Origin of the sequence: Stenotrophomonas sp. 1337, from assembly GCF_031455455.1 — a bacterium.
In the GTDB taxonomy this organism is placed as follows: Bacteria; Pseudomonadota; Gammaproteobacteria; order Xanthomonadales; family Xanthomonadaceae; genus Stenotrophomonas; species Stenotrophomonas indicatrix.
Map to the genome: position 1 here is coordinate 160,367 of NZ_JAVDSR010000009.1, position 24,734 is coordinate 185,100.

At 66.7% G+C, this 24,734-nt stretch carries 23 protein-coding genes; 15 read left to right on the top strand and 8 right to left on the bottom strand.

All coding sequences use genetic code 11. The annotated features are described in order from the left end of the window. Window positions 1-60 precede the first annotated feature (60 nt). The 4 genes from J2X70_RS14060 to J2X70_RS14075 all read right to left on the bottom strand — a co-directional run bounded on the left by J2X70_RS14060 (window position 61) and on the right by J2X70_RS14075 (window position 2,167). On the bottom strand, window positions 61-519 hold the full coding sequence (locus J2X70_RS14060; RefSeq protein WP_032976139.1) for an SRPBCC family protein: 459 nt from the start codon (window positions 517-519) through the stop codon (window positions 61-63). Between the two features lie 2 nt (window positions 520-521). Then, window positions 522-836: a helix-turn-helix domain-containing protein gene (locus tag J2X70_RS14065; protein ID WP_309910825.1), complete on the bottom strand. Its 315-nt coding sequence runs from the start codon at window positions 834-836 to the stop codon at window positions 522-524. 9 nt (window positions 837-845) lie between these two features. Then, on the bottom strand, window positions 846-1,301 hold the full coding sequence (locus J2X70_RS14070; RefSeq protein ID WP_154880122.1) for an SRPBCC domain-containing protein: 456 nt from the start codon (window positions 1,299-1,301) through the stop codon (window positions 846-848). A 410-nt stretch (window positions 1,302-1,711) separates the two neighbouring features. Continuing rightward, entirely contained in the window at window positions 1,712-2,167 is a 456-nt protein-coding gene (locus J2X70_RS14075; protein WP_309910828.1) for a MarR family winged helix-turn-helix transcriptional regulator, read from the bottom strand. 82 nt (window positions 2,168-2,249) lie between these two features. On the opposite strand from J2X70_RS14075, the gene J2X70_RS14080 reads away from it, so the two are divergent. After that, the gene (locus J2X70_RS14080; RefSeq protein ID WP_309910830.1) at window positions 2,250-3,344 is read left to right on the top strand and encodes an NAD(P)/FAD-dependent oxidoreductase; all 1,095 of its coding nucleotides are present in this window, start codon (window positions 2,250-2,252) and stop codon (window positions 3,342-3,344) included. 120 nt (window positions 3,345-3,464) lie between these two features. Continuing rightward, window positions 3,465-5,234 carry an oleate hydratase gene (locus J2X70_RS14085; RefSeq protein WP_309910832.1) on the top strand — a complete coding sequence of 590 codons (1,770 nt, stop codon included), beginning with the start codon at window positions 3,465-3,467 and terminating at the stop codon, window positions 5,232-5,234. Window positions 5,235-5,324: 90 nt separating this feature from the next. On the opposite strand, the gene J2X70_RS14090 is transcribed toward J2X70_RS14085, so the two are convergent. After that, window positions 5,325-6,326: a helix-turn-helix domain-containing protein gene (locus tag J2X70_RS14090; RefSeq protein WP_032976126.1), complete on the bottom strand. Its 1,002-nt coding sequence runs from the start codon at window positions 6,324-6,326 to the stop codon at window positions 5,325-5,327. Between the two features lie 315 nt (window positions 6,327-6,641). Between J2X70_RS14090 and J2X70_RS14095 the strand changes: the two genes are divergently transcribed. From J2X70_RS14095 to J2X70_RS14140, 10 genes are all read left to right on the top strand, one after another. Next, window positions 6,642-9,218 (top strand): TonB-dependent receptor, encoded by a 2,577-nt coding sequence (locus tag J2X70_RS14095; protein ID WP_309910834.1) that lies wholly within the window; start codon window positions 6,642-6,644, stop codon window positions 9,216-9,218. A gap of 52 nt (window positions 9,219-9,270) precedes the next feature. Continuing rightward, complete coding sequence (msuE, locus tag J2X70_RS14100; RefSeq protein ID WP_033830939.1) at window positions 9,271-9,852, top strand: FMN reductase; 582 nt, start codon at window positions 9,271-9,273, stop codon at window positions 9,850-9,852. Window positions 9,853-9,855: 3 nt separating this feature from the next. After that, window positions 9,856-10,881 carry an LLM class flavin-dependent oxidoreductase gene (locus J2X70_RS14105; protein ID WP_309910837.1) on the top strand — a complete coding sequence of 342 codons (1,026 nt, stop codon included), beginning with the start codon at window positions 9,856-9,858 and terminating at the stop codon, window positions 10,879-10,881. 166 nt (window positions 10,882-11,047) lie between these two features. After that, window positions 11,048-11,410, top strand: coding sequence for a DUF3088 family protein (locus J2X70_RS14110; RefSeq protein WP_089240600.1), 363 nt, complete (start codon window positions 11,048-11,050; stop codon window positions 11,408-11,410). Between the two features lie 14 nt (window positions 11,411-11,424). Further along, entirely contained in the window at window positions 11,425-12,402 is a 978-nt protein-coding gene (locus tag J2X70_RS14115; protein ID WP_309910839.1) for an LLM class flavin-dependent oxidoreductase, read from the top strand. A gap of 16 nt (window positions 12,403-12,418) precedes the next feature. Continuing rightward, window positions 12,419-13,762, top strand: coding sequence for an LLM class flavin-dependent oxidoreductase (locus tag J2X70_RS14120; protein ID WP_049465722.1), 1,344 nt, complete (start codon window positions 12,419-12,421; stop codon window positions 13,760-13,762). Window positions 13,763-13,766: 4 nt separating this feature from the next. Then, window positions 13,767-14,987: a M20 aminoacylase family protein gene (locus J2X70_RS14125; protein ID WP_309910843.1), complete on the top strand. Its 1,221-nt coding sequence runs from the start codon at window positions 13,767-13,769 to the stop codon at window positions 14,985-14,987. Beyond that, complete coding sequence (locus J2X70_RS14130) at window positions 14,984-15,550, top strand: GNAT family N-acetyltransferase (protein WP_059063980.1); 567 nt, start codon at window positions 14,984-14,986, stop codon at window positions 15,548-15,550. Before J2X70_RS14125 ends, J2X70_RS14130 begins: the two co-directional genes overlap by 4 nt. Further along, the gene (locus J2X70_RS14135) at window positions 15,547-17,289 is read left to right on the top strand and encodes an amino acid ABC transporter permease/ATP-binding protein (RefSeq protein ID WP_309910845.1); all 1,743 of its coding nucleotides are present in this window, start codon (window positions 15,547-15,549) and stop codon (window positions 17,287-17,289) included. The genes J2X70_RS14130 and J2X70_RS14135 overlap by 4 nt, the downstream gene beginning before the upstream one ends. A gap of 19 nt (window positions 17,290-17,308) precedes the next feature. Further along, on the top strand, window positions 17,309-18,283 hold the full coding sequence (locus J2X70_RS14140; protein WP_025874921.1) for an ABC transporter substrate-binding protein: 975 nt from the start codon (window positions 17,309-17,311) through the stop codon (window positions 18,281-18,283). 145 nt (window positions 18,284-18,428) lie between these two features. On the opposite strand, the gene J2X70_RS14145 is transcribed toward J2X70_RS14140, so the two are convergent. The 3 genes from J2X70_RS14145 to J2X70_RS14155 all read right to left on the bottom strand — a co-directional run bounded on the left by J2X70_RS14145 (window position 18,429) and on the right by J2X70_RS14155 (window position 22,944). Beyond that, window positions 18,429-18,800 (bottom strand): hypothetical protein, encoded by a 372-nt coding sequence (locus J2X70_RS14145; protein ID WP_309910847.1) that lies wholly within the window; start codon window positions 18,798-18,800, stop codon window positions 18,429-18,431. Window positions 18,801-18,819: 19 nt separating this feature from the next. After that, window positions 18,820-21,933: a discoidin domain-containing protein gene (locus J2X70_RS14150; protein WP_309910849.1), complete on the bottom strand. Its 3,114-nt coding sequence runs from the start codon at window positions 21,931-21,933 to the stop codon at window positions 18,820-18,822. A 114-nt stretch (window positions 21,934-22,047) separates the two neighbouring features. Beyond that, window positions 22,048-22,944, bottom strand: coding sequence for a LysR family transcriptional regulator (locus J2X70_RS14155; protein WP_164281194.1), 897 nt, complete (start codon window positions 22,942-22,944; stop codon window positions 22,048-22,050). An 84-nt stretch (window positions 22,945-23,028) separates the two neighbouring features. On the opposite strand from J2X70_RS14155, the gene J2X70_RS14160 reads away from it, so the two are divergent. The 3 genes from J2X70_RS14160 to J2X70_RS14170 all read left to right on the top strand — a co-directional run bounded on the left by J2X70_RS14160 (window position 23,029) and on the right by J2X70_RS14170 (window position 24,719). Then, complete coding sequence (locus J2X70_RS14160; RefSeq protein ID WP_033830947.1) at window positions 23,029-23,826, top strand: NAD(P)H-dependent oxidoreductase; 798 nt, start codon at window positions 23,029-23,031, stop codon at window positions 23,824-23,826. Between the two features lie 116 nt (window positions 23,827-23,942). Then, complete coding sequence (locus tag J2X70_RS14165) at window positions 23,943-24,185, top strand: hypothetical protein (RefSeq protein WP_080277592.1); 243 nt, start codon at window positions 23,943-23,945, stop codon at window positions 24,183-24,185. Between the two features lie 33 nt (window positions 24,186-24,218). Further along, window positions 24,219-24,719, top strand: coding sequence for a DNA-binding protein (locus tag J2X70_RS14170; RefSeq protein WP_025874910.1), 501 nt, complete (start codon window positions 24,219-24,221; stop codon window positions 24,717-24,719). Window positions 24,720-24,734: the final 15 nt, after the last annotated feature.

The window sequence follows — 24,734 nt, forward strand, 5'->3', positions numbered from 1 at the left end:
TCAAGGCGCCTTCACGGGGTTGGCTTGGGCCGTGGGCGGATTGCCAGCCATGGGCTGGCACTACTGGGGCTTGGCGAATACGTCCAGGCCTTTGCCGGTTTCCAGAAGCGATTTCAGGCTCGACAGCACGATCGGCCAGCCCTGGCGGATGCCGGTATCCATGCCGCTGCCCGGTTCCAGCTCGTCATGGGTCACCGTCAGCTTGACCATGTCCTCATACGGCACGATCTCGAACGTCACCCGGCTGTAGGCGTTCGGGTTGTCCGCCTGCGAGGCGGCGGCCCAGGTGATCACCAGTCGCGAGGGTGGGGTGTTTTCCACCACTTCGCCGACCAGTTCGACCTTGCGCTCGTCGTTGGCGCGCACGTGCTGCCAGCGCGAGCCGGGTTTCCAGTCCGATACGTTTTCATGGCCCCAGTAGGTGCGGGCAATCTCCGGCCGGGTGATGGCTTCGAACACCTTCTGCGGCGTGGAGGCGATATAGATCACGTGGATGAAACGGGTGGATTCAGCGCTCATCGTCATTCTCCTTCCAGTTCCTGTTTGAGGTCATGCAGCAGGCTCAGGCGCTGCTGCTCGAACTTGCTTACCCAGCGCGTATAGACATCGTGCAGCGGCACCGGGTTGATGAAGTGCAGCTTCTCGCGGCCACGCCTAACGGTGCTGATCAGGTTGGCGTCTTCCAGCAGGCCCAGGTGCTGGGTAACCGATTGCCGGGCGATCTGCAGGTGCTCGCAGAGCTGCCCCAGCGTCTGCCCGTTGCGCTCGCACAGCAGGTCAAGCAGCATGCGGCGCGTGGGGTCGGCCAGTGCCTTGAACACCTTGTCTGCATCCATGGGGTGCCTTCAATTCCAGTTGTCGATCTTGACGTCGTGTGGGCTGGGCTGACCGCGCCCGGTTTCCAGCAGGGATTTCAGGCTCATCAGGAAGATGGCCCACTTGGTGCTGCAGTGGTGCATGAACTCCACGCGCTCCTTCCAGCCTTCATGGCTGAACAGCACGATGCAGTAGTCGCCGTCCTGGTGCAGGGCGAAGCGCGCGGTGGTACCGATCCATTCCGGTGGGCCGTCGATGAATTCCCACAGCACCCGCTCGTTCGGCTGCAGCTGCAGCAGCTTCATCTGCATGGCGCCGATTTCCTGGCCGTTGGCGGTGAAGCGGGCGGTGACGGTGCCGCCGGGGTGGCGGTCGCCGGTGGTGTCTTCGGCCCACCAGGCGGCGATGCCTTCGGGGGTGGCCAGGGCCTGGTAGACCTGGGCTGATGGGGCCTTGATGCCGACTCTGTGAGCGATATCCACCATGACTGCGGCTCCACGGTGGGCGGCGGGGTGCCGTCCGTGGGATCACAATAGGCAGGTAAATGCCTGCATGTCAACTGTGCGGACGTGGATTTTCAACCGGGGTAGTGCCGGCCGCTGGCCGGCAGCTTGGGGGAGTTGGGTGATGGCAGTTGCCGGCCAGCGGCCGGCACTACCGGTCGATGCAGCGGCGTGAATTGTCGGCCTGGGTGGTGCCGGCCGCTGGCCGGCAGCCTGGTGGAGTGGGTGATTGCAGTTGCCGGCCAGCGGCCGGCACTACCGGTCAATGACGCGGCGTGGATTGTCGGTTGGGGTAGTGCCGGCCGTTGGCCGGCAGCCTGGTGGAATTGGGGGACTGCAGCTGCCGGCCAGCGGCCGGCACTACCGGGATGCCGCGTGCGATTGGCGGCGTCTCAGTTTTCCGCGTCCTGCAGTGCTGCATGCAGTTTGTCGGTGATCTGCTGCAGTGCGGCCAGGTCATCGGCTGAGAGATGGTCGAGGAAATTCCGGCGGACGCTGGCGACGTGTACCGGCCGTGCTGCGCTCAGCTGGGTGCGGCCTTCTGAGGTCATGCGGATCACCACCACGTTGTCACTGTCGGTGTCGCGCTCGATCAGGCCACGGCCGGCCATGCGGGTGAGCTGGTGCGAGAGCCGGGTCTTGTCCCATTCCAGGTAGTCCTGCAGGTCGCGCTGGCGGCGGCAGCGGTCCTTGGCCTTGCTCAGTTCCATCAGCACGACGAAGTCGGCACTGGAAAGCCCGGTGCTGCGGGTGATGTCGTGGACGATGCGGCCGGAGGTGATCTCGGCCATGCGCCGGAAGCCGCGCCAAGCGGCCCACTCGTCAGGGGTGATGGTGGGTGAGGTCATGCGCTCACGTTGCCTGCGGTTGGTTGACGTGTCAACTCGAGCGTTCTACGGTTGATGTATCAACCGACCAGCAGGCCACCTCATGCCGCACCCTCCACGTATCGCCATCATCGGCGCGGGCCCCGCCGGCCTGACGGCCGCGCTCATCCTGCATCGCGGCGGCCATCGGGTGAGCGTGTACGAGGGCGAGTCGTCCGGGCAGCAGCGCACCCAGGGCGGCACGCTGGACCTGCACGAGGACTCCGGCCAGGTAGCGCTGCAGCGGGCTGGTCTGCTGGAGGCGTTCCGGGCGGTGGCGCGCCATGAAGGCCAGGAGGCGCGGGTGGGTGATCCGTGGTCCGGGGCGATTACCGCAGGTGGGTTCGGGCCGGAGGGAACCATGGACAAGCCGGAGATCGACCGCGGTGACCTGCGCCAGTTGCTGCTGGACGCGTTGCCGGCCGACACGGTGCAGTGGGGCCATTGCCTGAGCGAGATGGAACCTGCAGATGCCGGCCGCCACAACCTGCGCTTCGCCAATGGCGTGCAGGCCGAGGCGGACATCGTGATCGGTGCCGATGGTGCGTGGTCGAGGGTGCGCGCTGCGTTGAGTGCCTGCCAGCCGCTGTCGACTGGTATCACCTTCTTTGAAGGATGGATCGCGCAGCCTGCGGCGGATATCGCGGCCATGGTGGGGCAGGGCAGCTTGTTCTGCTTTGGCGGCGAGGAAGCGCTGTTCGGTCAGCGCAACAGCGGCGATCGATTCTGCGTGTATGCAGCGCTGAAGCGGCCTTCCGATTGGCTTGATGCGCAGATCGCGCAGCAAGGCATGCGTGCGCTGGTGACAGGCAGCTACAGCGGCTGGGCACCGAACCTGCGGCGGCTGCTGGAGGCGTGCACCGATTTCGTGCGGCGGCCGATCTACAGCCTGCCGGCGGATTTCCGTTGGACACTGCGCAACGGCGTGACGCTGATCGGCGATGCTGCCCATCTGATGCCGCCGGTGGGCGTGGGCGTGAACCTCGCGATGCTGGACGCGTCGGATGTGGCGATGGCGTTGTGTGCGCAGCCGGATGCAGTGAGTGCCATTCGCCACGCCGAGTCCATTGTGTGTGAGCGCGCCAGCGCGCTGATGCCGGACGCCATCGACGGGTTCCAGCGCTGGTTCACTACCGAGGCGACGGCTGACGGCGGTTGAGGCCGCTGGAAACGCGGGGACAGCAAGCACCTGCGTCACTGCGTCGCAGCCTTTCTGCAGGATGCGGTACATCGGTTCGGCGCTAGAGTGGGGGCTACCCCATCCAGGAAGGAGACGCGCATGTACTACAGCAGTGGCAACTACGAGGCCTTCGCGCGCCCGCGCAAGCCGGCGGGCGTGGACAACAAGACGGCCTGGTTCGTGGGTTCGGGCCTGGCCTCGCTGGCCGGTGCGGCGTTCCTGGTGCGCGATGGGCGCATGCCCGGCGAGCGCATCACCATCTTGGAACAGCAGCAGATTGCCGGTGGCGCGCTGGATGGCCTGAAGGTGCCGGAGAAGGGTTTCGTGATCCGCGGCGGCCGCGAGATGGAAGACCATTTCGAGTGCCTGTGGGATCTGTTCCGTTCGATTCCGTCGTTGGAAATCGACGATGCCAGTGTGCTGGACGAGTTCTACTGGTTGAACAAGGACGACCCGAACTATTCGCTGCAGCGTGCCACGATCAATCGCGGCGAAGATGCGCATACCGATGGCTTGTTCACCCTGAGCGAGCAGGCGCAGAAGGACGTGATCGCGCTGTTCCTGGCCACCCGGCAGGAGATGGAGAACAAGCGCATCAACGAAGTGCTTGGCCGCGATTTCCTGGACAGCAATTTCTGGCTGTACTGGCGCACGATGTTCGCGTTCGAGGAATGGCACTCGGCGCTGGAGATGAAGCTGTACCTGCATCGTTTCATCCACCATATCGGCGGGCTGCCGGATTTCTCGGCGCTGAAGTTCACCAAGTACAACCAGTACGAATCGCTGGTGCTGCCGCTGGTGAAGTGGCTGCAGGAGCGCGGCGTGCGTTTCCAGTACGGCACTGAAGTGACCGATGTGGACTTCGAGCTGCAGGCGGGCCGCAAGCAGGCCACGCGCATCCACTGGACACGGGACGGCCAGGCCGGTGGCGTGGACCTGGGCGCGGACGATCTGGTGTTCATGACGATCGGCTCGCTCACCGAGAATTCCGACAACGGCGACCACCACACCGCTGCGCGCTTGAATGAAGGCCCGGCACCGGCGTGGGACCTGTGGCGGCGCATCGCTGCCAAGGATGCGGCGTTCGGGCGCCCGGATGTATTCGGTGCGCATATACCGGAAACCAAGTGGGAATCGGCGACGGTAACCACGTTGGACGCGCGCATTCCGGCGTACATCGAGAAGATTGCCAAGCGCGATCCGTTCAGCGGCAAGGTGGTGACCGGCGGCATCGTGAGCGTGCGTGACTCGCGCTGGTTGATGAGCTGGACGGTGAACCGCCAGCCGCACTTCAAGAACCAGCCGAAGGACCAGATCGTGGTGTGGGTGTATTCGCTGTTCGTGGATACGCCCGGCGATTACGTGAACAAGCCGATGCAGGACTGCACGGGCGAGGAGATCACCCGCGAGTGGCTGTACCACCTGGGTGTGCCGGTGGAGGAGATCGACGAGCTGGCGGCGACCGGGGCGAAGACGGTGCCGGTGATGATGCCGTACATCACTGCGTTCTTCATGCCGCGCCAGGCCGGTGACCGCCCGGACGTGGTGCCGGAGGGCGCGGTGAATTTTGCCTTCATCGGCCAGTTTGCCGAATCGAAGCAGCGCGACTGCATCTTCACCACCGAGTATTCGGTGCGCACGCCGATGGAAGCGGTGTACACGCTGCTGGGCATCGAGCGCGGCGTGCCGGAGGTGTTCAATTCGACCTACGACGTGCGCACGCTGCTGGCCGCGACCGGGCGTCTTCGAGATGGCAAGGAGCTGGACATTCCGGGGCCGGCGTTCCTGCGCAACCTGCTGATGAACAAGCTGGACAAGACCCAGATTGGTGGGCTGCTGCGCGAGTTCGGGCTGGTGCAGGACGACTGAGCGAGCGGGGAGGTAGCGCCGGGCCATGCCCGGCGTCTCGCGCCGCAGTGGCCGCTTCGCTCGCCGGGCATGGCCCGGCGCTACCGGGACTCAGCAACCCACCAGCCGGTCGGCGCTGAGGCCACTGCGGTGCTGGTTGCGGTATTCGATGGGGCTGGCGTCGACCATGCCGCGGAAGTGCCGGCGGAACGATTCCTGCGATCCGAACCCGGCCTGTTCGGCCACCCATTGCAGCGGGCGGTCGGTGGTTTCCAGCAGTTCGCGTGCGTAGGCCACGCGTTCGCGGATGAGCCAGTCGATGGGCGACAGGCCGGTGGCTTCCAGGAACTGCCGCTGCAGGGTGCGCTGGCTGAGTGCGGCCTGTTCGGCCAGGCTGCCCAGCGAATGCGGCTCGCGCAGGTTGCGGCGCATCCATTCCATCAGTTTCGCCAGCCGCGTGGGCTCGCCCAGCGGGATCGCGCGGCTGACCCGCTGGCTGCGTTCGGCATCACGCCAGGGTGCCAGCACCAGCCGTTCGGCCACCAGATTGGCCACGCGCGCGCCGTAATCCTTGCGCACCATGTGCAGCATCATGTCCATGCCGGTGGCCGAGCCGGCCGAGGTGATGATGCTGCCGGCGTCCACGTACAGCACATCGTCGCGCACGTGGATGCGCGGAAATTCGCGCGCCAGCGTTTCGGTGAGGCGCCAGTGGGTGGTGGCTTGGCGACCATCGAGCAAACCGGCCCAGGCGAGCACGAATGCACCGGAGCAGATGGACGTGATGCGTGCGCCGCGCGCGTGGGCGCGGGTGAGGGCATCAAGCAACGCCTGCGGCGGGCGCTCGCTGGGTTCGCGCCAACCGGGAATGACGATGATGTCGGCGTCGTCGACGGCGCTCAGATCGTAGGGCAGCTGCACCTGCGCACTGCCGAGCATGCGCAGTGCACCGGGCTCGCCAGCGCAGAGCTGGGTGCGGTACCAGGCCACGCCCAGTTCAGGGCGGATGGGTGCGAACAGGCCGACCGCGCAGCCGAATTCGAACAGGCCCTGGCCGTGGCAGGCCACGATGGCGACGGTGGGCGCGGTCGGATCGGCAGGCAGGGTGGGCATGGCTTGATGCTACCGACGCAGGCACGTGCCGCTGAGTGGCGCGCGGGCATGAGGTGATGCCCGCAGGGTATATGGAGACCGGGGTCAGATCCTTTCCGCAGGAAGGGCTCTGACCCTGCGGATTCGCGTGTATGGGGTCAGAGCCCTTTCCTTTGGAAAGGGATCCGACCCGGTGTGTGCAGGCTGCGTAAGGTCATTACCAGCGGTCATGTGGCTGGCGCGATGTGACGGTCACATGACGCGATATCCGCTGTTGCGTGTTGGGCGTGGGCTCTTGAATGGAGGCGTGTCTCCGGCCCACCCCCACGAGCCCCCATGCCTGCTGCCCACATTCCTGCGCTGTCCACGCTCTCCCTGCTGATTGCCGCCACTCTTGCCGTTGCTCCGGCGTATGCGGCTGAGACCGATGCACCGTCGGCGGCCACTGCTACTTCTGCCAACCTTGCTGCGTCCACGCTGGATGCGGTGGTGGTGACCGGTTCACGCACCAGCACGCGCACGGTGAAGAACAGCTCGACACCGATCGACGTGATTTCCGCCGAGGACCTGGCCGCGACCGGCCAGGCCAACCTGCTGGAGGCGCTGCAGCGCAGCCTGCCATCGCTCAGCCAGATCGGCGGTTACCAGAGCGACCAGGAAAGCCTGATCCGCGGTTACCAGCTGCGCAACCTGTCGCCGGGTTACACGCTGGTGCTGGTGAACGGCAAGCGCCGCAACGCCAGCGCGTATGTCAGTGGCGCCAACGGTGGCGGCTATCCCGGCCACGCCTGGGCCGATCTGGCGCTGATTCCGGTGTCGGCCATCGACCATGTGGAGGTGCTGCGTGATGGTGCTTCGGCCATCTATGGTTCGGACGCGATCACCGGAGTGATCAACGTGATCCTGAAATCGCAGGCGCACGGTGGCGATGTGTCGGTGGAGAGCGGGCAGAGCACCGATGGCGACGGCAGCCGCACCAGCGTGCGCGCCAACATCGGCCTGCCGTGGGGCGAGGATGGCTTCATCAACCTGTCCGGCGAGAGCACGCGCCAGCACCATGCGATCCGCACGCGGCGCTACATCGACGGCTACCTGAGTTATCCCGCCGTGGATGGCAACGGCAACCTGGTGGCGCTGCGTCCAAACAACCGCCTGCCGGCTGGAGCGACGCCGAACCCGGCCGAGGCCGGGCGCGATGCCGAGGCCAACATCATCCTCAGCTCGCCGTCGTATGCGCTGAAGGCCTTCGCGGTGAACGTGGGCCATGGCCTGGGCGAGAACGCCCAGTTCTACGCCAATGCGACCGCCAGCGACCGCACCGCGCAGGCGATCCAGAACTTCCGCCTGCCGGCAACGATCTTCACCACCTACAAGGCGCCGGGCGTGCTGAGCGTGTTTCCCGATGGCTTCCTGCCGGTGCTGGAAACCAAGGAGAAGCAGTACACCGGCACGGCTGGGGTGAAGGGCCAGGTTGCGGGGTGGGACTACGACTTCAGCCTGACCGGCAACCGCAACACGGTGCGCACCTACACCCGCAATTCGGTGAACTACTCGCTGCCGTACCCCGGCTCGCCGACCGACTTCTATGACGGCAAGCTGGATTACCAGCAGGGCATCGCCAACCTTGATCTGCGTCGAGGCTTCGAGGTGGCGGCCTTCGCATCGCCGCTGGAAGTGAGTGCCGGTGCCGAGTACCAGCACGAACAATACGAACGCGGGGCAGGGCAGTGGGAGTCGTACACCGGCTTCGGTGCGGCTGCCTTCGTCGGCTATTCCACCGCCGATGCGGTGAAGGCCAACCGCAACAGCAAGGCGGTGTACGCCGGTGCAGCGACCAACATCACGTCGCGCTGGTACCTGGACGCCGCCGCGCGCTGGGAAGACCACTCGGACTTCGGCACGGTGTCGACCGGTCGGTTGACCACGCGCTTCGACTTCACCGATGCGCTGGGCGTACGTGCCACGGTCAGCAATGGCTTCCACGCGCCGAGCCTGGGCGCGCAGTTCTACCAGGCCACCGGCAGCTGCCCGTGCGGTACCACGCTGGTGGCGCAGGTCGCTTCGCCGGCGGCGGTGGCGCTGGGCGCTACGCCGCTGAAGCCGGAGAAGGCCACCAACTACAGCCTCGGCGTGACCTGGGACCCGAGCCCGGCATTCCATCTGGCGGTGGATGCGTACCAGATCGACATCCGTGGCCAGCTGGGCCAGTCCAGCCAGATCGGCTACAACGCGCAGGACCCGGCGCGGGTGACCGACAACAGTGGCACCGTGCTGACCGCCGCGCAGAAGAACACCATCGACGCGCTGCTGGGCACGGCCGGCATCAGCATCCTGCCCGGTGATGCGTTCTATGCCAGCTACTTCACCAACGTGGGCGACACCCGCACGCGCGGCGTGGAGCTGACCCTGGAGGCGAACCAGGAAACGCAGTGGGGCAAGCTGCGCTGGAGCTACGCGGCCAATGTGGGCCGCACCACCATCCAGAAGGTGAGCGCGATTCCGCAGGCGTTGCAGGGGCTGCCGAACATCAACCTGCTGACCAAGTCGAGCGAGTACGCGCTGCGCTTCCGCACGCCGTCGTACACGCAGGTGGCGGGGCTGGGCTGGCAGAACGGGCGCTGGCGTTCGAACGTGGACTTCACTTACTACGGCCCGATCAAGCGCCTGAACAACGGCGTGGAGTACAAGCAGCTGCCGGTGCTGGTGACCAACCTGTCCGGTGGCGTCGAGCTGGGTGCCGGTTGGAGCGCGGCGCTGGGCATCAACAACGTGTTCGACAAGCGCACCCGCAAGGTGCCTGCGTACGCACGCAGCGCCACCGATGTGGCCAGCATCGAGACCACCTGGGACAGCGGTGATGTGCTGAGCAACGTCGGGACGTTCTGGTACGGGCGCGTCAATTACCGGTTCTGAGGTTCATGTGAAACGTCGCCGGGCATGGCCCGGCGCTACCGAGGAGGGGGTCATGTCATCTGCATTGAATGTGGTTGCGTTGATTGGTTCGCCGACGGCGTCGGCCAACTCGCGCACGTTGCTGCTGGTGCGGCATCTGCTGGAAGAACTGCGCGAGCGGGTCAACATCAGCGTGGAGCTGGTCGAGCTGGCGCCGATCGCGCGCTCGCTGGGGCAGGCGCTGCAGCGTAGTGAAGTGGAGCCGCAGGTGGAACGCGCACTGGCCACGATTGAATCTGCACAGCTGCTGGTGGCGGCCGCGCCGGTGTATCGTGGGTCGTATCCGGGCCTGTTCAAGCACCTGATCGACTTCATCGGGCTGGACGCGCTGGTGGATACGCCAGTGCTGCTGGCGGCTACTGGTGGGAGCGAGCGCCACGCGCTGGTGATCGACCATCAGCTGCGTCCACTCTTCAGCTTCCTGCAGGCGCACACGCTGCCGATCGGGGTGTATGCCACGCCGGCCGACTTCGACGGCGACCGGATCAACAGCGCTGCACTGCAGGCACGCATCCAACTGGCGGCCGAGCGCGCGGCGGGACACGTGGCGCCCTTGGCGGCGGCGCTGCCTGCGCCGCTGCGCAGGATCGCCTAGGACGTGGCGGTGCAGCTGCGGCATCTGGCGTTCCTCACGCCGGGAAGCTATCTGCCGGAACAACCACGCGCGGGCCTGGACGCGACGCTGGCGCTGATCGCGTTTGCCGAACAGCTGGGCTATGACGGCGCGTGGGTGCGCCATCGCCACCTGGAACCGGGCATCAGCTCGGCAGCGGTGTTCCTGGCGGCGGCCAGCCAGCACACCACGCGCATCGAACTGGGCAGTGCGGTCATCCAGCTGGGCTACGAAACACCGTTCCGCCTGGCCGAGGATCTGTCCTTGCTGGATGCGCTGGCAGGTGGCCGGCTGCAGGTAGGCGTCAGTACCGGCGCGCCGCCACACGGCGGGCTGGTAGGGCCCTTGCTGTACGACAGCGACCCTGCGCGCATCGACTTTTCCCATGGCCGGGTGGCGCGGTTGCTGGAAGCGCTGCGTGGTGAACCGTTGGGCACCGCCGATGCCGAAGTCGGCAACGCCGCCACGCGCTATCGCCCGCGTCTGCAGCCACATGCGCCGGGGTTGGTGGACCGGGTCTGGTACGGCGCTGGCTCCCTGCAGTCGGCGCGTTCTGCGGGTGAGCAGGGGCTGCATCTGCTGCTGGGCAACGTCAACCGTGCCGAGCTGAGTGATGACTTCTTTGGCGCCCAGCTGCAGCACCTGCAGGCCTATCGTGCGGCATTGCCGGTGGGCAGCGCACGCCGCGTGGCGGTGGGGCGGGTGCTGGTGCCCACCGAGGGTGTGGATGCGGCCACGCGGCAGCGGATCGAGGTCTTCAGTGCGCAGCGGCATGCGCGCACCCTGGCCCCGCAAGGGCCGCGACGCACGATGTTCGCACCCGACGTGGTCGGCAGCACGGCGCAGATCATCGCGCGGTTGCAGGCCGATCCGCTGCTGCAGCAGGTGGACGAGCTGCGGGTGGAACTGCCCTATGAGCTGCCCGAGCAGGACTACCGGCGCATCCTCACCACGGTGATCGAGGACATCGCGCCGGCGCTGGGCTGGCGCGCACCTGCGCAAGCGGCGTGATGCCGCCCGTGCCCATAACGGCCGGCAGTCTGCTTATTGCCAACCTGCATCTGCATGGCCGGATCCGACCGTGGATTGTCGAGTTCCGGCGCTGGCATCGGGCCGTCCTTCTCTAGCATCGATATCGAAGCGGCAGTGCATTGCCGGCCCCTACGAGGACGATCCCGTGGCTGTAGACGCAACCCACAAACCCATCCTGTTCCTGCTGGACCGCGAGTTCGAGGACGGCCAGCTGCCCGGCCAACGCTTCTTCTGCCGGCACAGCCTGCTGCTGGAAGGTGCGCTGTCGAGCATCGATGGCCTGGACGCACAGCTGGATGTGCGCCGCATCGGCTTCAGCCGACCGCGCCGCGAGGTGATCGCCGAGATCGGTGAGCAGGACCAGTCGCTGCCGAAGCTGGTGCTGCCGCAGGGCGTGGTCAATGAGCACGCCAGTGGTGAGTACCAGCAGCGCCAGTACATCTCCGGTGCTGAGCCGATCCTGGCGGCACTGAATGGCCTGCTCGGCATTCCCGTGGCCCATCCCTGAGCGAGGACGTGACGATGAGCTACCTCACCAGCGTGTTGGACAAGAGCCCGGTGGCCGACGGCAGCACGCCCGAACAAGCGCTGCGCAACAGCCTGCAACTGGCGCAGCGCGCCGAGCAACTGGGTTACCACCGCTACTGGTTTGCCGAACACCATGCCGCGCCGACGCTGGCCAGCCCGGCACCGGAAGTGCTGGCGGCGTGGGTGCTGGCGCAGACCCGGCGCATCCGCATCGGCAGTGGCGGGGTGATGCTGCGCCACTACGCCCCCTACAAGGTGGCCGAGAATTTCAATCTGCTGGCCGCCCTTGCGCCCGGACGCGTGGATCTTGGCGTGGGCAAGGCGCCGGGTGGTCTGCCGGCATCGACTGCCGCACTGGCCGCCGGTCGCCCGGCATTCGCCGATTTCGACCAGCAGCTGCGCGACCTGGAAGGATATCTGTCCGATGCGCAGGCAGACGCGCAGGCGCGGCCGATTCCGCAGACGCCACCGGAGCGCTTCCTGCTGGGCGCGAGTCCACAGAGTGCGCGGCAGGCCGCAGAGCTTGGCTGGCGCTTCGTCTACGCCGCCCACTTCGATGGCGACCCGAAGCACATCGAGGCCGCCTTCCAGGCCTATCGCGCGGTGTCCGCGCACGCCCCGTTGCTGGCAACGGTGGCCTTCGCCGCGCCCACCAGCGAGGCCGCCGCCCGCTATATCGGCGCGCTGCGGGTCTACAAGCTGCACCTGGCGCCAGGGCAGACGGTGAACCTGCCCAGTCCCGAGGCCGCTGCCGAATACGCGCGGCAGGTCGGGGTTGCTGATTTCCGCATCGAAGAAACACGCCCCAGCGTGCTCTCTGGCGATGCGCAGCATGTACGCAGCGAGCTGGATGCGCTGCACCGCCGCTTCGGCGTCGGTGAATTCATCCTCGACGCGCCGGTGGCCGACCTCGACGCACGCCTGACGTCCCTTGAACTGCTGTCGCCCGCGCCCCGCGCGGCGGTGGCCTGACTGCTGGAGCCACCCCATGAGCACGACCCCGCGTCCCATCCCCTTCGGCATCATGCTGCAGGGCCCCGGCAGCCACATGCATGCGTGGAAGCACCCGTCCAACGTGCCCGATGCCAGCGTCAACCTGGGCTACTACATCGACATCGCGCGTACCGCCGAGGATAACGGCATTGCCTTTGGCTTCGTTGCCGATGGGCTGTACATCAACGAGAAGTCGATTCCGCATTTCCTCAACCGCTTCGAACCGATCTCGCTGCTGTCGGCGCTGGCGACGGCGACGAAAAAGATCGGCCTGGCCGGCACGCTCTCCACCTCGTATAGCGACCCGTTCACCGTGGCGCGCCAGTTCGCTTCGCTGGATCTGCTCAGCGGTGGCCGTGCAGGGTGGAACGTGGTGACCTCGCCGCTGGAAGGCTCGGGACGAAATTACGGGCGTCCGCATCCGGAACACGCGCTGCGCTACCAGATTGCTGATGAGTACCTGGAGGTGGTGCAGGGGCTGTGGGATTCGTGGGATGACGATGCGTTCGTGCGTGACCGCGACAGCGGCACGTTCTTCGCGCCGGAGAAGTTCCGCCGGCTGGATCACAAGGGCCGCTTCTTCCAGGTGGAAGGCCCGCTCAACATCCAGCGCTCGCCGCAGGGGCAGCCGGTGATCTTCCAGGCCGGATCGTCCGACGATGGCATTGCGTTGGCTGGCAAGTACGCCGATGCGGTGTTCACCCACGCGCCGTCGCTGGAGGAGACCCGTACGTTCACCCAGAAGGTGAAGAACTCGGCGATCGCCCATGGCCGCAGCGCCGGTGACGTCAAGATCTTCCCGGGCATCGGCCCGATCGTCGGCCGCACGGCGGAAGACGCCGAGGCCAAGTACCAGGCGATTGCCGCGCTGGCCGGGCTGGACGATGCCCTGGCGTATCTCGGCCGCTTCTTCGACCACCATGATTTCAGCCAGTACGACCCGGATGCACCGTTCCCGGAGCTGGGTGACATCGGCGCCAATTCCTTCCGCTCCACCACCGACCGCATCAAGCAGGACGCGCGCGAGCAGGGCCTGAGCCTGCGCCAGGTGGCACTGCAGGCGGTGAGCCCGCGGCCGAACTTCATCGGCACGCCGGAACATGTGGCCGACGAACTGATCCGCTGGTTCGACGCCGGCGCCAGCGATGGCTTCATCCTCGGCTTCGCCGCGCAGCGCGAAGGCCTGGATGATTTCGTAACGCTGGTGCTGCCCCTGCTGGAAGCACGCGGTTACCACCGCAGTGCGCTGGAAGGACAGACCCTGCGCGACCACCTGGGCCTGCCACGCAAGGCAAGCCGTTACAGCACCGACGCCGAGCCGGCGCGGAAGGTGGGATAAGGCGATGAGCGGAGAAAACGCGGTAGCGCCGGGCCATGCCCGGCGGAGTTCCCCAACGACTGGCGTGCTGCCCGAAATCGCGGCACGTGCCGAACAGGCCATCGCGATCCGCCACGACCTGCACCAGCACCCGGAACTAGCCTTCGAAGAGCACCGCACCAGCGCCCGCGTGGCCGAGCTGCTGCAGCAATGGGGCTACGCGGTCAGCACCGGCATCGGCGGCACCGGCGTGGTCGGTACGCTGCAGCGCGGGCAGGGCCGTCGCCGGTTGGGTCTGCGCGCCGACATCGATGCGCTGCCGATCCATGAAGAATCCGGGCTGGCCTATGCCAGCCAGCGCGAAGGCCTGATGCACGCCTGCGGCCACGATGGACACACCGCCATCCTGCTCTCGGCTGCCCACTACCTTGCGCACCACGGGCGTTTCGATGGCACCTTGCAGCTGGTGTTCCAGCCGGCCGAGGAAACCGGCTCGGGCGCTTCGAAGATGATCGCCGATGGCCTGTTCGAGCGCTTTCCGGTCGATGCCATCTATGGCCTGCACAACTGGCCGGGCGTGCCGGTGGGGCACTTCGGCTTCGTCGACGGACCGGCGATGGCCTCGGTGGACTGGGCGCGTCTGCGGGTGATCGGCAAGGGCGGCCACGGCGCCGAGCCGCAGGGCAGCGTCGATCCGATCCTGGCTGCCGCGCACATCATCACCGCGCTGCAGAGCGTGGTGTCGCGCAATGTCGATCCGCGGCAGATGGGCGTGGTCACCGTCGGTTCGATCCATGGTGGGCAGGCGGCCAATGTCATCCCCGATGTGGTGGAGCTGAAGCTGACCGTGCGCGCCTACCTGCCGGCGGTGCGCGATACGCTGCGCCGGCGGGTCACCGACATTGCCGAGCAGACCGCCGCTGCCTTCGGTGCGCGTGCCGAGATCGAATTCCCGCGTGGCTTCCCCAGCGTGATCAACCACCCTGAGCAGACGGCCTACATCCGCGAGGTGGCTCTACAGGGGTTCGGTGCGGCGCAGGTGGTGGAGGCCTTCGCGCCGCGTACCGCCAGCGAGGACTTCGCCTTCCTGCTGCAGGCGCGGCCGGGCAGTTTCGTGTTCGTCGGCAACGGCGACAGCGCGCCGCTGCACAGCCCGCGCTATGTGTTCAACGACGCGGCCATCGCCCCGGCGGCCAGCCTGTGGGCGCGTCTGGCCGAGCACTATCTGGTGGAGGACGTGGCATGAGCGTGCGGTACGACAACGATCGGTTCCTGTACACCTCGGTGGACGATCCGCTGGCGCGCCCATTGTTCGACGGCCTGGAGCAGGAGTACGACCACCGCTATGCGGATGTGCGCCGGCGTATTGGTGGCAGTGCCCGCGAGGAGCTGCAGCGCTATCCGGCCGAAGCCTTCGCTGCCCCGGTCGGTGCGTTCGTGCTGCTGCTGCGCGACGGCGTGGCGATTTCCGGCGGCGCGTTCATGCCGCATCGCGATGAGGACACCGCAGAGTTCAAACGCATCTGGACGCTGCCTGGCCTGCGTCGGCAGGGCATCGCGCGGCGCGTGCTGCAGGAACTGGAAGACCAGGCTGCACGGCAGGGCTATCGGCGCGTGTTCCTGACCACCGGCTTCCGCCAGCCCGAGGCGGTCGGCCTGTACCTCAGCCACGGCTACACCGCGTTGTTCGATCTGCATGCGGACCCGGAAACCATCGCGCATCTGCCGTTCGAAAAACACCTGGTGCCACAGCCACAGTCACAGGCGGGCGACGCAGCTACCCTCGCACTGCATGGAGCGGCGGCATGAGTACGCCTTCCACTGCCATCGAGGGCATTGTCCGCCAGCCGGCCACGGCGTTGAAGATCGTGCCGGCGCGGCATCCGTTGCAGGTGATCGGCACGGTATTGGCACTCGCGCTGATCCTGATCGGCCTGCAGTCGGTGCTGGGCAATCCGCGCTGGGGCTGGGGCACGTTCGCCGAGTGGTTCTTTGCCCGGCCGGTACTGGAAGGGTTGGGGCGAACGCTGCTGCTGACCGCACTCGGTACCGGCCTCGGCTTCGCGCTGGGCACCTTGCTGGCCTTGGCCCGGGTCTCCGGTTCACCGCTGTTGTCGGCAGTGTCGTGGGGCTACGTGTGGCTGTTTCGTTCGATTCCGCTGCTGGTGCTGTTGCTGCTGCTGAACAACCTGGGCTACCTGTACAGCACCATCGAACTGGGCGTTCCCTTCACCGGCATCAGCCTGTTCTCGTACCCGACCACGCAGCTGATCGGCGTGTTCACTGCCGCCGTGCTCGGCCTCACCTTGAACCAGGCGGCGTTCTCGGCCGAGGTGATCCGTGGTGGCATCCTGTCGGTCGACCACGGCCAGTACGAGGCGGCCGCAGCGTTGGGCCTGCCGCGTGGGCGCCAGGTGCGCCGCATCATCCTGCCGCAGGCGATGCGTTCGATCCTGCCCGCGGCGTTCAATGATGTGATCGGCCTGGCCAAGAGCACCTCGGTGGTCTACGTGCTGGCGTTGCCGGAGCTGTTCTACACCGTGCAGGTGATCTACCGGCGCAACCTGGAGGTAGTGCCGCTGCTGATGGTGGCCACGGTGTGGTATCTGGTGATCCTTACCGTGCTGTCGCTGCTGCAACGGCGGGTGGAGCAGCGTTTCGCGCGCGGCCAGCTGCAGCATGAGCGCAGCGTGTCGCGGGTACCGTCGACGTCACCGCGCCCGGCGGTGCCGGCCATTGCACGCGTGCCCAGCCGCGCGGCATTTGCCGTGCCGATCGAGGCCGGAACGGGCGCGGCTGTGTCCCTGCAGGGCGTGGGCAAGGCCTTCGGAGAGCAGACGGTGCTTGATGACGTGCATCTGGAACTGAGGGCCGGCAGCGTGACCGTACTGATTGGTCCGTCCGGTGCGGGCAAGTCCACGCTGCTGCGGCTGATCAATCACCTGGAGCGTGCTGACAGCGGCTTCGTCACCGTGGGCGGCCAGCTGATCGGTTACCGCCGCGACGGCGACACCCTGTACGAGCTGCCGGAAGGTGAGATCCGCCGTCGCCGCGCGGAAGTCGGCATGGTGTTCCAGGGCTTCAACCTGTTCCCGCACATGACCGCACTGGAGAACATCATCGAAGCACCGATCGCGGTGCGCGGCATTTCGCGCGCCCAGGCCGAGCAGCAGGCACGCACCCTGCTGGAGCGGGTGGGGCTGGCCGACAAGGCCGATGCCTTCCCGCGCCAGCTGTCTGGCGGCCAGCAGCAGCGTGTGGCCATCGCCCGCGCGCTGGCCCTGCAGCCGAAGGTACTGCTGTTCGACGAGCCGACCTCCGCGTTGGACCCGGAGCTGGTGGCGGAGGTGCTGAGCGTGATCGAGGAACTGGCCAGTTCCGGCACCACGCTGGTGATCGTCACCCACGAACTGGGCTTCGCCCGCCGCGTGGCCGACCACGTGGTGATGATGGACCAGGGCCGGGTGATCGAGCAGGGCACGCCGGACGCGCTGTTTGAACACCCGCGCCAGCAACGCACCGCCGATTTCCTGGCCAAGACCCTGTAACCCTTTTTCGAGAACCGCCATGAGCCCAGCATCGCAGCGACGTCCCGCCCGTAGCACCCTGTTGATCGTCGGTGTGCTGGTCATCGGCATTGCCGGCATCGTCTATTCGCGCGTGCGCCAGGGCCCCGACGGCGTGCCCGTTGCAGCGACCTCGCTGGCGGCCAGCAACGCGCAGATACTGAAGGGCACGCCCGATCCGAAGGCGCAGGCGCTGATTCCGGCCGGCTATCGCTTCGTCACCCCCGGCGCGTTCACCATCGCCACCCATCCCGGCCAGCTGCCATTGGCCGACTACGGTGCCGACAGCAAGGAAGTGGTGGGCGTGGAGCCGGACATCGCGCGGTTGATCGCCGATGGCTTGGGCCTGAAGCTGGTGGTGGTGCCGGTGGCCTGGGCCGACTGGCCGTTGGGGCTGGAATCGGGCAAGTACGATGCGGTGCTGTCGAACGTGACGGTCACTGAAGAACGCAAGAAGAAGTTCGATTTCTCCAGCTATCGTTTCGACCTGCTGGGCATCTATACCCGCACCGATGGCCCGATCCAGAAGATCGCCACACCGGCCGACGTGGCAGGCCTGAAAGTGGTGGTGGGGGCCAGCACCAACCAGGACCAGATCCTGCGCCAATGGGACAAGCAGAACATCGCCGCAGGCCTGAAACCGGTGGAGTACCAGTACTTCGATGATGCGGTGATCGGGCGGTTGGCAGTGATCACCGGCCGCGCCGACGTGTCGTTCGAGCCGAATGCCACCGGCGCCTATTCGGCGCGTGATGGCAAGGTGCGCCGGGTCGGCCTGTTCCCGGGTGGCTGGCCGGACGCAGCGGCGATTTCGGTGACCACCCGAAAGGGCAGTGGCCTGGCCGATGCGGTGACCCAGGCATTGAACACCCAGATCAGCAGCGGTACCTACGCGAAGGTGCTGGCGCGCTGGAATGTGGCCGAAGAAGCGGTGCCGCAGTCGCAGACCAATCCGCCAGGGTTGCCGGGGTTCTAGCGATGCCGCTTGGTAGGCGTCGAGCTTGCTCGACGGAAGGCGTGCCGACCAAGGTCGGCATCTACCGGAGGGCGTGCCAACCAACGGTTGGCACCCACCGGAATGCGAGGCGGGGCATGCCGACCAAGGTCGGCCTCTACCGGGGTCAGGGCTGCCAATCGATGTGTTCCAGGCGGGCGCCTCCATTGCCGTGAAAGAAACTGATCGCGGCGAAGCACGCCTCGATGCCGATGCACCACGCCAGGGGATAGCCATCCACCTGGCCATTGTCGAGGCGGAAATAGGCGTTGCCGGCGCGGTGTTCGTTTCCGCAGGAATGGAGGCCGTCGTCGCCGGGCTCGCGCAGGTACATCAGCCATGCATGCTCGGCATTGCGCAGCATGCACAGCGATGGACCGTCGGGCACCGATGCCCACAGCTCGAACTGGGGCATGGATGCGGCCAGCGCCAGTGCGCTGGCCAGCTGATCGTCGGTAGCGGCGGCGACAGGGCTGCCATCGAGTAGAAGTTCGATCACTTCGGTTCCTGCATCGGCATTACTGCCAACGTGCCTCCAGGGTGCGGAACGGGCCATCGAGCAGCACGCCGTCCTTGTCGAAGTTCCGTACCGATCGCCCATCTACGCGCACGTCCTTGGGCAGGGTACGGCTGGGCCACCATACGCGTACCGGCGTGCCCTTGCGCAGCCCCTTGCCTAGCGACACGGTCAGGTTGCCGTTGCGCTGCCGCGCCTGCATCTGCAGGGTTCCATAGGCAGTGGGCAGGCGGTCCACTGCCAGGCCGTCGCCAGCGACCCAGGAAGGGGGCGTGCCCGGCAGCAGCGACAACGCATCGTCATCCTCGCGCATCAGCATGCCGAACAGGGTGCGGCCGTATTCGGCGCCGATCCAGGTGTGCGGCATGTCGCCCAGGTAGCGTGGGAAGCGCAACCGCGAGTGCACGACCTCGGCCAGCACCTGCCATTCCAGCGGCCTGCGATCGTGCAGCAGGTCCTGCAGCAGCTCGTCGGCCGCTTCGGGCTGGCCCAGGTGCACGTAGCTCAGCACGTTGCGGATTTCATACGGCGTGTAGGCATACAGCGCACCAGGCTGGTTGCGCTTGCGCACATCGTCCAGGTAGCGGGCAAAGGTGGTGCGCAGGGCCTCGGCCGGCAGCACGCTCTGCGCACCGGTGGGATCCAGCGCGATCGATACACCGGTCGGGTCGCCATCGCCGAGGTCGGCCGATGACGGAATGAAGTCGATGCCCTTCCACGCCATCGTCGCGCGGATCGAGGCGTGCAGTGCGTCATACAGCGCCTTGTACTGTTCGCGCGCCCACGTGGCGGTTTCGTGGTCGCCCAGCGATTCGGCCAACCACGCGCCGTCATGCCAGCCCTTCAGGCCCCAGTAGTCGTCCCAGTAGCTGTGGGTGGGGGAGGGGTAGCCCTCGTGGCTGATCGACGGCGCAAGGATGCCGGCAAAGCGCTCTGGCGAAGGCTGGTCGGCCATGTAGCCCGGCACCAGCGTGCGTTCGCGCAGTTCCTGCAGGAAGCGCAGCGCGGCCTTCACCTTGGGCAGGTAGGCACGCACGCTTTCCGGCCCGCCATCGAGCCGGGCGACGTCGGCAACGAGGGTGACGTACTGGCCCTGGCTGTCGTACTCGATGTCCGAGCCGAAGCCGGTATTGACGCTGCCATCGTCGTTGAGGATGGGCGACACCAGGCCATTGCCGTGCACGCCGTGTTCGCTGTACCAGGCCAGGTAGTCGCGTGCCACTTTGGCTTCGCCCATGCGCAGCAGCACGACCGAGGTGGCCATGCCATCGCGGATGAAGGAGCGGTTGTAGTTGCGCGGACCGGGCTGCATGGCCGGGCCGGTCTGGTTGATCAGCATGTAGGCGGCCTGTGCGCGCAGCATGTCCACCAGCGAAGGGTCGGGCAGGCGCAGGCCGACCTGGCCCAGCCGCGCCTGCCAATCGGCGGAGGCGCGGCTGGCCAGCGTGTCGAGCGCTTTGTCGCCGTCGCGCGGCAGCGAGGCGAGGTTGAGGGCCGGTGCTTCCGGCAGCACGCCATTGGCATCGGCGGTGGCGGTACCGAGCGGGAAGGCCACCACCACCGCGTCGCTGGCACCGGGTGCCAGGGTGACGCGGTAGCTCAACGCCGCCGCTGCCAAGCCTGCGGCATCGCTGGACTGCTGAGCGGCAGGCAGCTGCCCGCTGGCGATGGCCGTGGTGATCTCGGTGTCGCCTTCGTTGCCGAAGGGGGCGGTGCCAGCGGCATCCACCGCGCTGAGTGACTGCAACAGCATGCGGCCATTGACGCGCACGCTGTTGCCTTCGACGGCCACCTGGCGGATCGGCGACAGGCCACCGTTCTGCCACGGCGGGTTCATCTGCATCGGTCGCACTGCGAGGGTCAGCGTGCCTTCGATGGCCGCGCTGCCGGTGTTGCGCAGGCGATGGCGCACGAAGGTGACCGGTTGCCCGTCGCGCTCGATGGCGAAGGCCTCGCTGCGCAGTTCCAGCCCGGGCTGCGGTGACCACGTGGCAGACGGCATCGGCTTCCAGCCATCGCGCAGTGCGTGCTGCACCGGTTGTTCGGCGGCACCGGTCGCGCGGCCATCGGCACTGCGCCAGATCGGCTGCACCAGCGGTGCGCCCTTGTAGGCTTCGATGTTGCCGTATTCGTCGAAGATCGATTTCTGCCGGCCCGCATGCACGCCGACTGCGGTCCAGTAGGTCTGCTGCATGTGCAGCGAGGCAGGGAACAACGCGCGCTGCGCGCCACTGGCGGCGATCTGGTAGCGCTTCATCGGCGTCATCACCGCCTTCGGGCCGAGCAGGCGGATGCGTTTGACCTGGGGGGCATCGCCTTCCACGGTCAGCCGCAGTGCCTGGATGTCCAGTGGCGCGTCGGCCGCCAGCCAGCTCTGCTGCCGGGTCGCCGCCTGCGCGTCGCGCGCCAGTTCGTGCCAGCGGCCCTGTGTGTCCTGCGCCTGCAGGCGTGCAGCGCCGTGCACGTTGGCCCAGTCCACCGCCAGCCCGGTGCTGGGCTGCGCACGGGGCAGGGTGATGTCGAGCGTGTGGATGCCGCCTTTGCCTGCGGGGATGGCAACCGTGCCGCCGCCCTGCCACAGCGCAGCGGACTGGGTGGCGTCCAGCCCGGTCACCCGTGCGCTGAGCGTGGTGTCGAGCGGTTCCATTTCGAAGATGGATACGCCCCAGTCGGAGGTGCGCTGCGGACTGGCCAGACGCAGGTAGCGGGCCTGTCGCGGCGCGAAGTACAGGGTCTCGATGCCACCCAGCGAATCGCCCATGACGTAGGCGCTCTGCCACTGCTTGCCGTCGAGCGAGGTCTGCAGCGAATAGCCTTCGGGGTTGGAGACATCCCAGGTGAGGCGTGCACCGGCCAGCATCGCAGGCTTGCCGAGATCGACCTGGAACCAGTGGCCGGGGCTGAACGCACCGCCGGTCACCGTCTTCGGATCGTTGTCGATCAGGTGGCTGATCGCCATCGCCGGAACCTGCTGCGACGACGCGCTGGCCTGCCAATGCGCGCGCGGTGGCAGGTTCTGTGCGGTGGCGGCCAGTGACAGGCCGAGCAGCAGGGCCGCGGCAAGGCGCCGGTTCGGCAGGCAGGGAGCGGTCCAGCGGTCAGCGCACAACGTCATTGCGAAGGCCTCACATCGGCAGGGCCCGGGAACGGGCGGGCCTACGCTAGCAAGGGATGTAACCGGTTACATGACGCGTCGCAATATTTCCCGGGCGGGTCCTGGCACGAGGTTTCATGAATGCGCACAGATACGCTCGCGCAGCCAGCGATGTGCCGGATCGCGATGCACGCGTTCGTGCCAGAGCATCACCATCTCGAACCCGGGCACATCAATGGGCGCGGCAACCGCCTTCAAGGCCGGGTCCTGCGCGACCAGGCGCGAGGGCATCATCGCCACCAGGTCCGTGCGCAGCAGCACGCTGCGCAGGAACAGGAAGTGCGGCACCGACAGCACCACGTTGCGACGCGCGCCTACATGCGCCAACGCGCTGTCGGTGCCGCCATGGAAACCGCCGCCATCCGGTGACACGATCACATGGTCCAGCGCGCAGAACTGCTTGAGCGTCGGCCGCCGCTTCAGTCGTGGATGGTCGCGACGCCCGGCCAGCACGTAGCGTTCCTGGAACAGCGGACGATGGTGCAGGGAGGCAGGCGCGTCGGAGGTGATGTGGAGGGCGAGATCGATCTCGCCGCGTTCGCTCTGCGCCACCATCTGCGCCGGCGCCAGGCTGACCACGGCCAGGCGCGTGCCGGGTGCGCGCACGCGCAGGTCGGCCAATGCCGGCAGGACGATCGTGGTTTCGCCGAAGTCCGACGCCATGATCCGCCAGGTCTGCGTGGCCTGGGCCGGATCGAACGCCTGCACCGGTGCGACCGCACGCTGCAGTGCGGCCAGTGCTTCGGCCAATGGTTCGCGCAGCGCATCGGCACGTGCGGTGGCACGCATGCCGCGTGGCCCCGGCAGCAGCAGCGGATCATCGAACAGGTGGCGCAGGCGCGCCAGCTGCACGCTGACCGTGGGCTGGGCCAGATGCAGGCGTTCGGCCGCGCGGGTGACGTTCTGCTCTTCCAGCAAGGCCTGCAGGGTTACCAGCAGGTTGAGGTCGATGCGACGCAGGGTATTGTCCATGGCAATGCCGGGGATTGCAGGAATTCATTTCAACTATAGCGTGGCGGCACCCAACATGGCCGGCATTCCCTCCCTGGTACCACCATGAACGTTCTGCTTGTCTACGCCCACCCCGAACCCACCTCGCTCAATGGCACCCTGAAGGCCTTCACCGTCGAGCACCTGCAACGCGCCGGCCACACCGTGCAGGTGTCCGACCTGCATGCCATGCAATGGAAGGCGCAGATCGATGCCGACGATCACCCCGGGCGGGATCCTTCGGTGCCGTTCCACGCGTCACTGGATTCGCGCGACGCCTTCAGGACGGGCCGGCAGAGTGCCGACATCGCCGCCGAGCAGGAAAAACTGCGCTGGGCCGACGCGGTGATCCTGCAGTTCCCGCTGTGGTGGTTCTCGATGCCGGCCATCCTGAAGGGGTGGGTGGATCGCGTGTATGCCTATGGTTTTGCCTATGGCGTGGGCGAACATTCCGACCGGCATTGGGGCGACCGCTATGGCGAGGGCGCGATGTCCGGCAAGCGCGCGATGCTGGTGGTCACCACCGGTGGCTGGGAGTCGCATTACGGTCCGCGCGGCATCAATGGGCCGATCGACGATGTGCTGTTCCCGATCCAGCACGGCATCCTGTTCTATCCCGGCTTTGACGTGCTGCCCGCGCATGTGATCTACCGCAGCAGCCGTATCGATGAGGCGTCCTTGCCTGGCGTGCTGGAGGGGCTGGGCGCGCGGCTGGATGGGCTGGCGAGCGATCCGGTGATTGCCTACCGGCGGCAGAACGCTGGGGATTATCTGATCCCATCGCTTGAGCTGCGACCTGGGATCTCGGCGAAGGAGTGTGGGTTGGGAATTCACCTGCAGGAACAGGTGCACCCGGATCACTGACGCGGATGGCTCTGGACCCATGGCGGAGAGGCTGTAGGGTCGAAGCGACTGATCGCACCACCACGGGTTGTCACTTGACAACCTTTGTGATCGCATCCAGACTCAGAGGGAAGGGAATGCCCCGTTCGCGCCATCCGGACAAAGACATTGAAGCTGCCCTCCGTTTCGCCGAGTCGCGTGGATGGTGGCTGCGGATCGGCGGCAGTCATGCCTGGGGACGAATGTACTGTCCCTACAACGACAGGGACTGCCGATGCGGAGAATTCTGTGTGGTGAGCGTATGGAGCACGCCCCGGAATGCCTTGAACCACGCGCGGGCCTTGTGTCGCGTTGTCGAGAACTGCAGCCGTGAGCGATGACGCAGTCGCCATCTTCCCAAGGACACATCGATGATGGAATTCACCTTCATTCTCAAATACCGTCTGCCGGATACAGGTACCGATGCTGGCTCGCTTGAGCAACGCCTTGCCGATGCCGGCTGTGATGATGCGCTGCTGGGCATTGGCAGGCCGGGCAGGTTGGCGCTTGAATTCTGCCGTCAGGCGGCCAGCGCCCGGGAGGCCGTACTTTCCGCGCTTGCAGATGTACGACAAGCCGTACCCGATGCAGAGCTGATCGAAGTCAGTCCCGATCTGGTAGGGCTGACGGATGTCGCTGATCTGCTGGGCATGTCACGGCAGAACATGCGCAAGTTGCTGCTCGCGCACCCGCAGACGTTTCCGGCACCGGTGCACGAAGGCAGCGCGTCGATCTGGCATCTGGCCGATATTCTTTCGTGGATGCAGGCGCGCGGCAGCCAGAAGGTCAGCAGCGAGCTGGCGGAGCTCGCTGCTGCGGCGCTGCAGATCAATGTGGCGAAGGAGCAGGAACGGCTGGTTCAGCATCCCGGCTGAGGGTCGCTGCGCGAC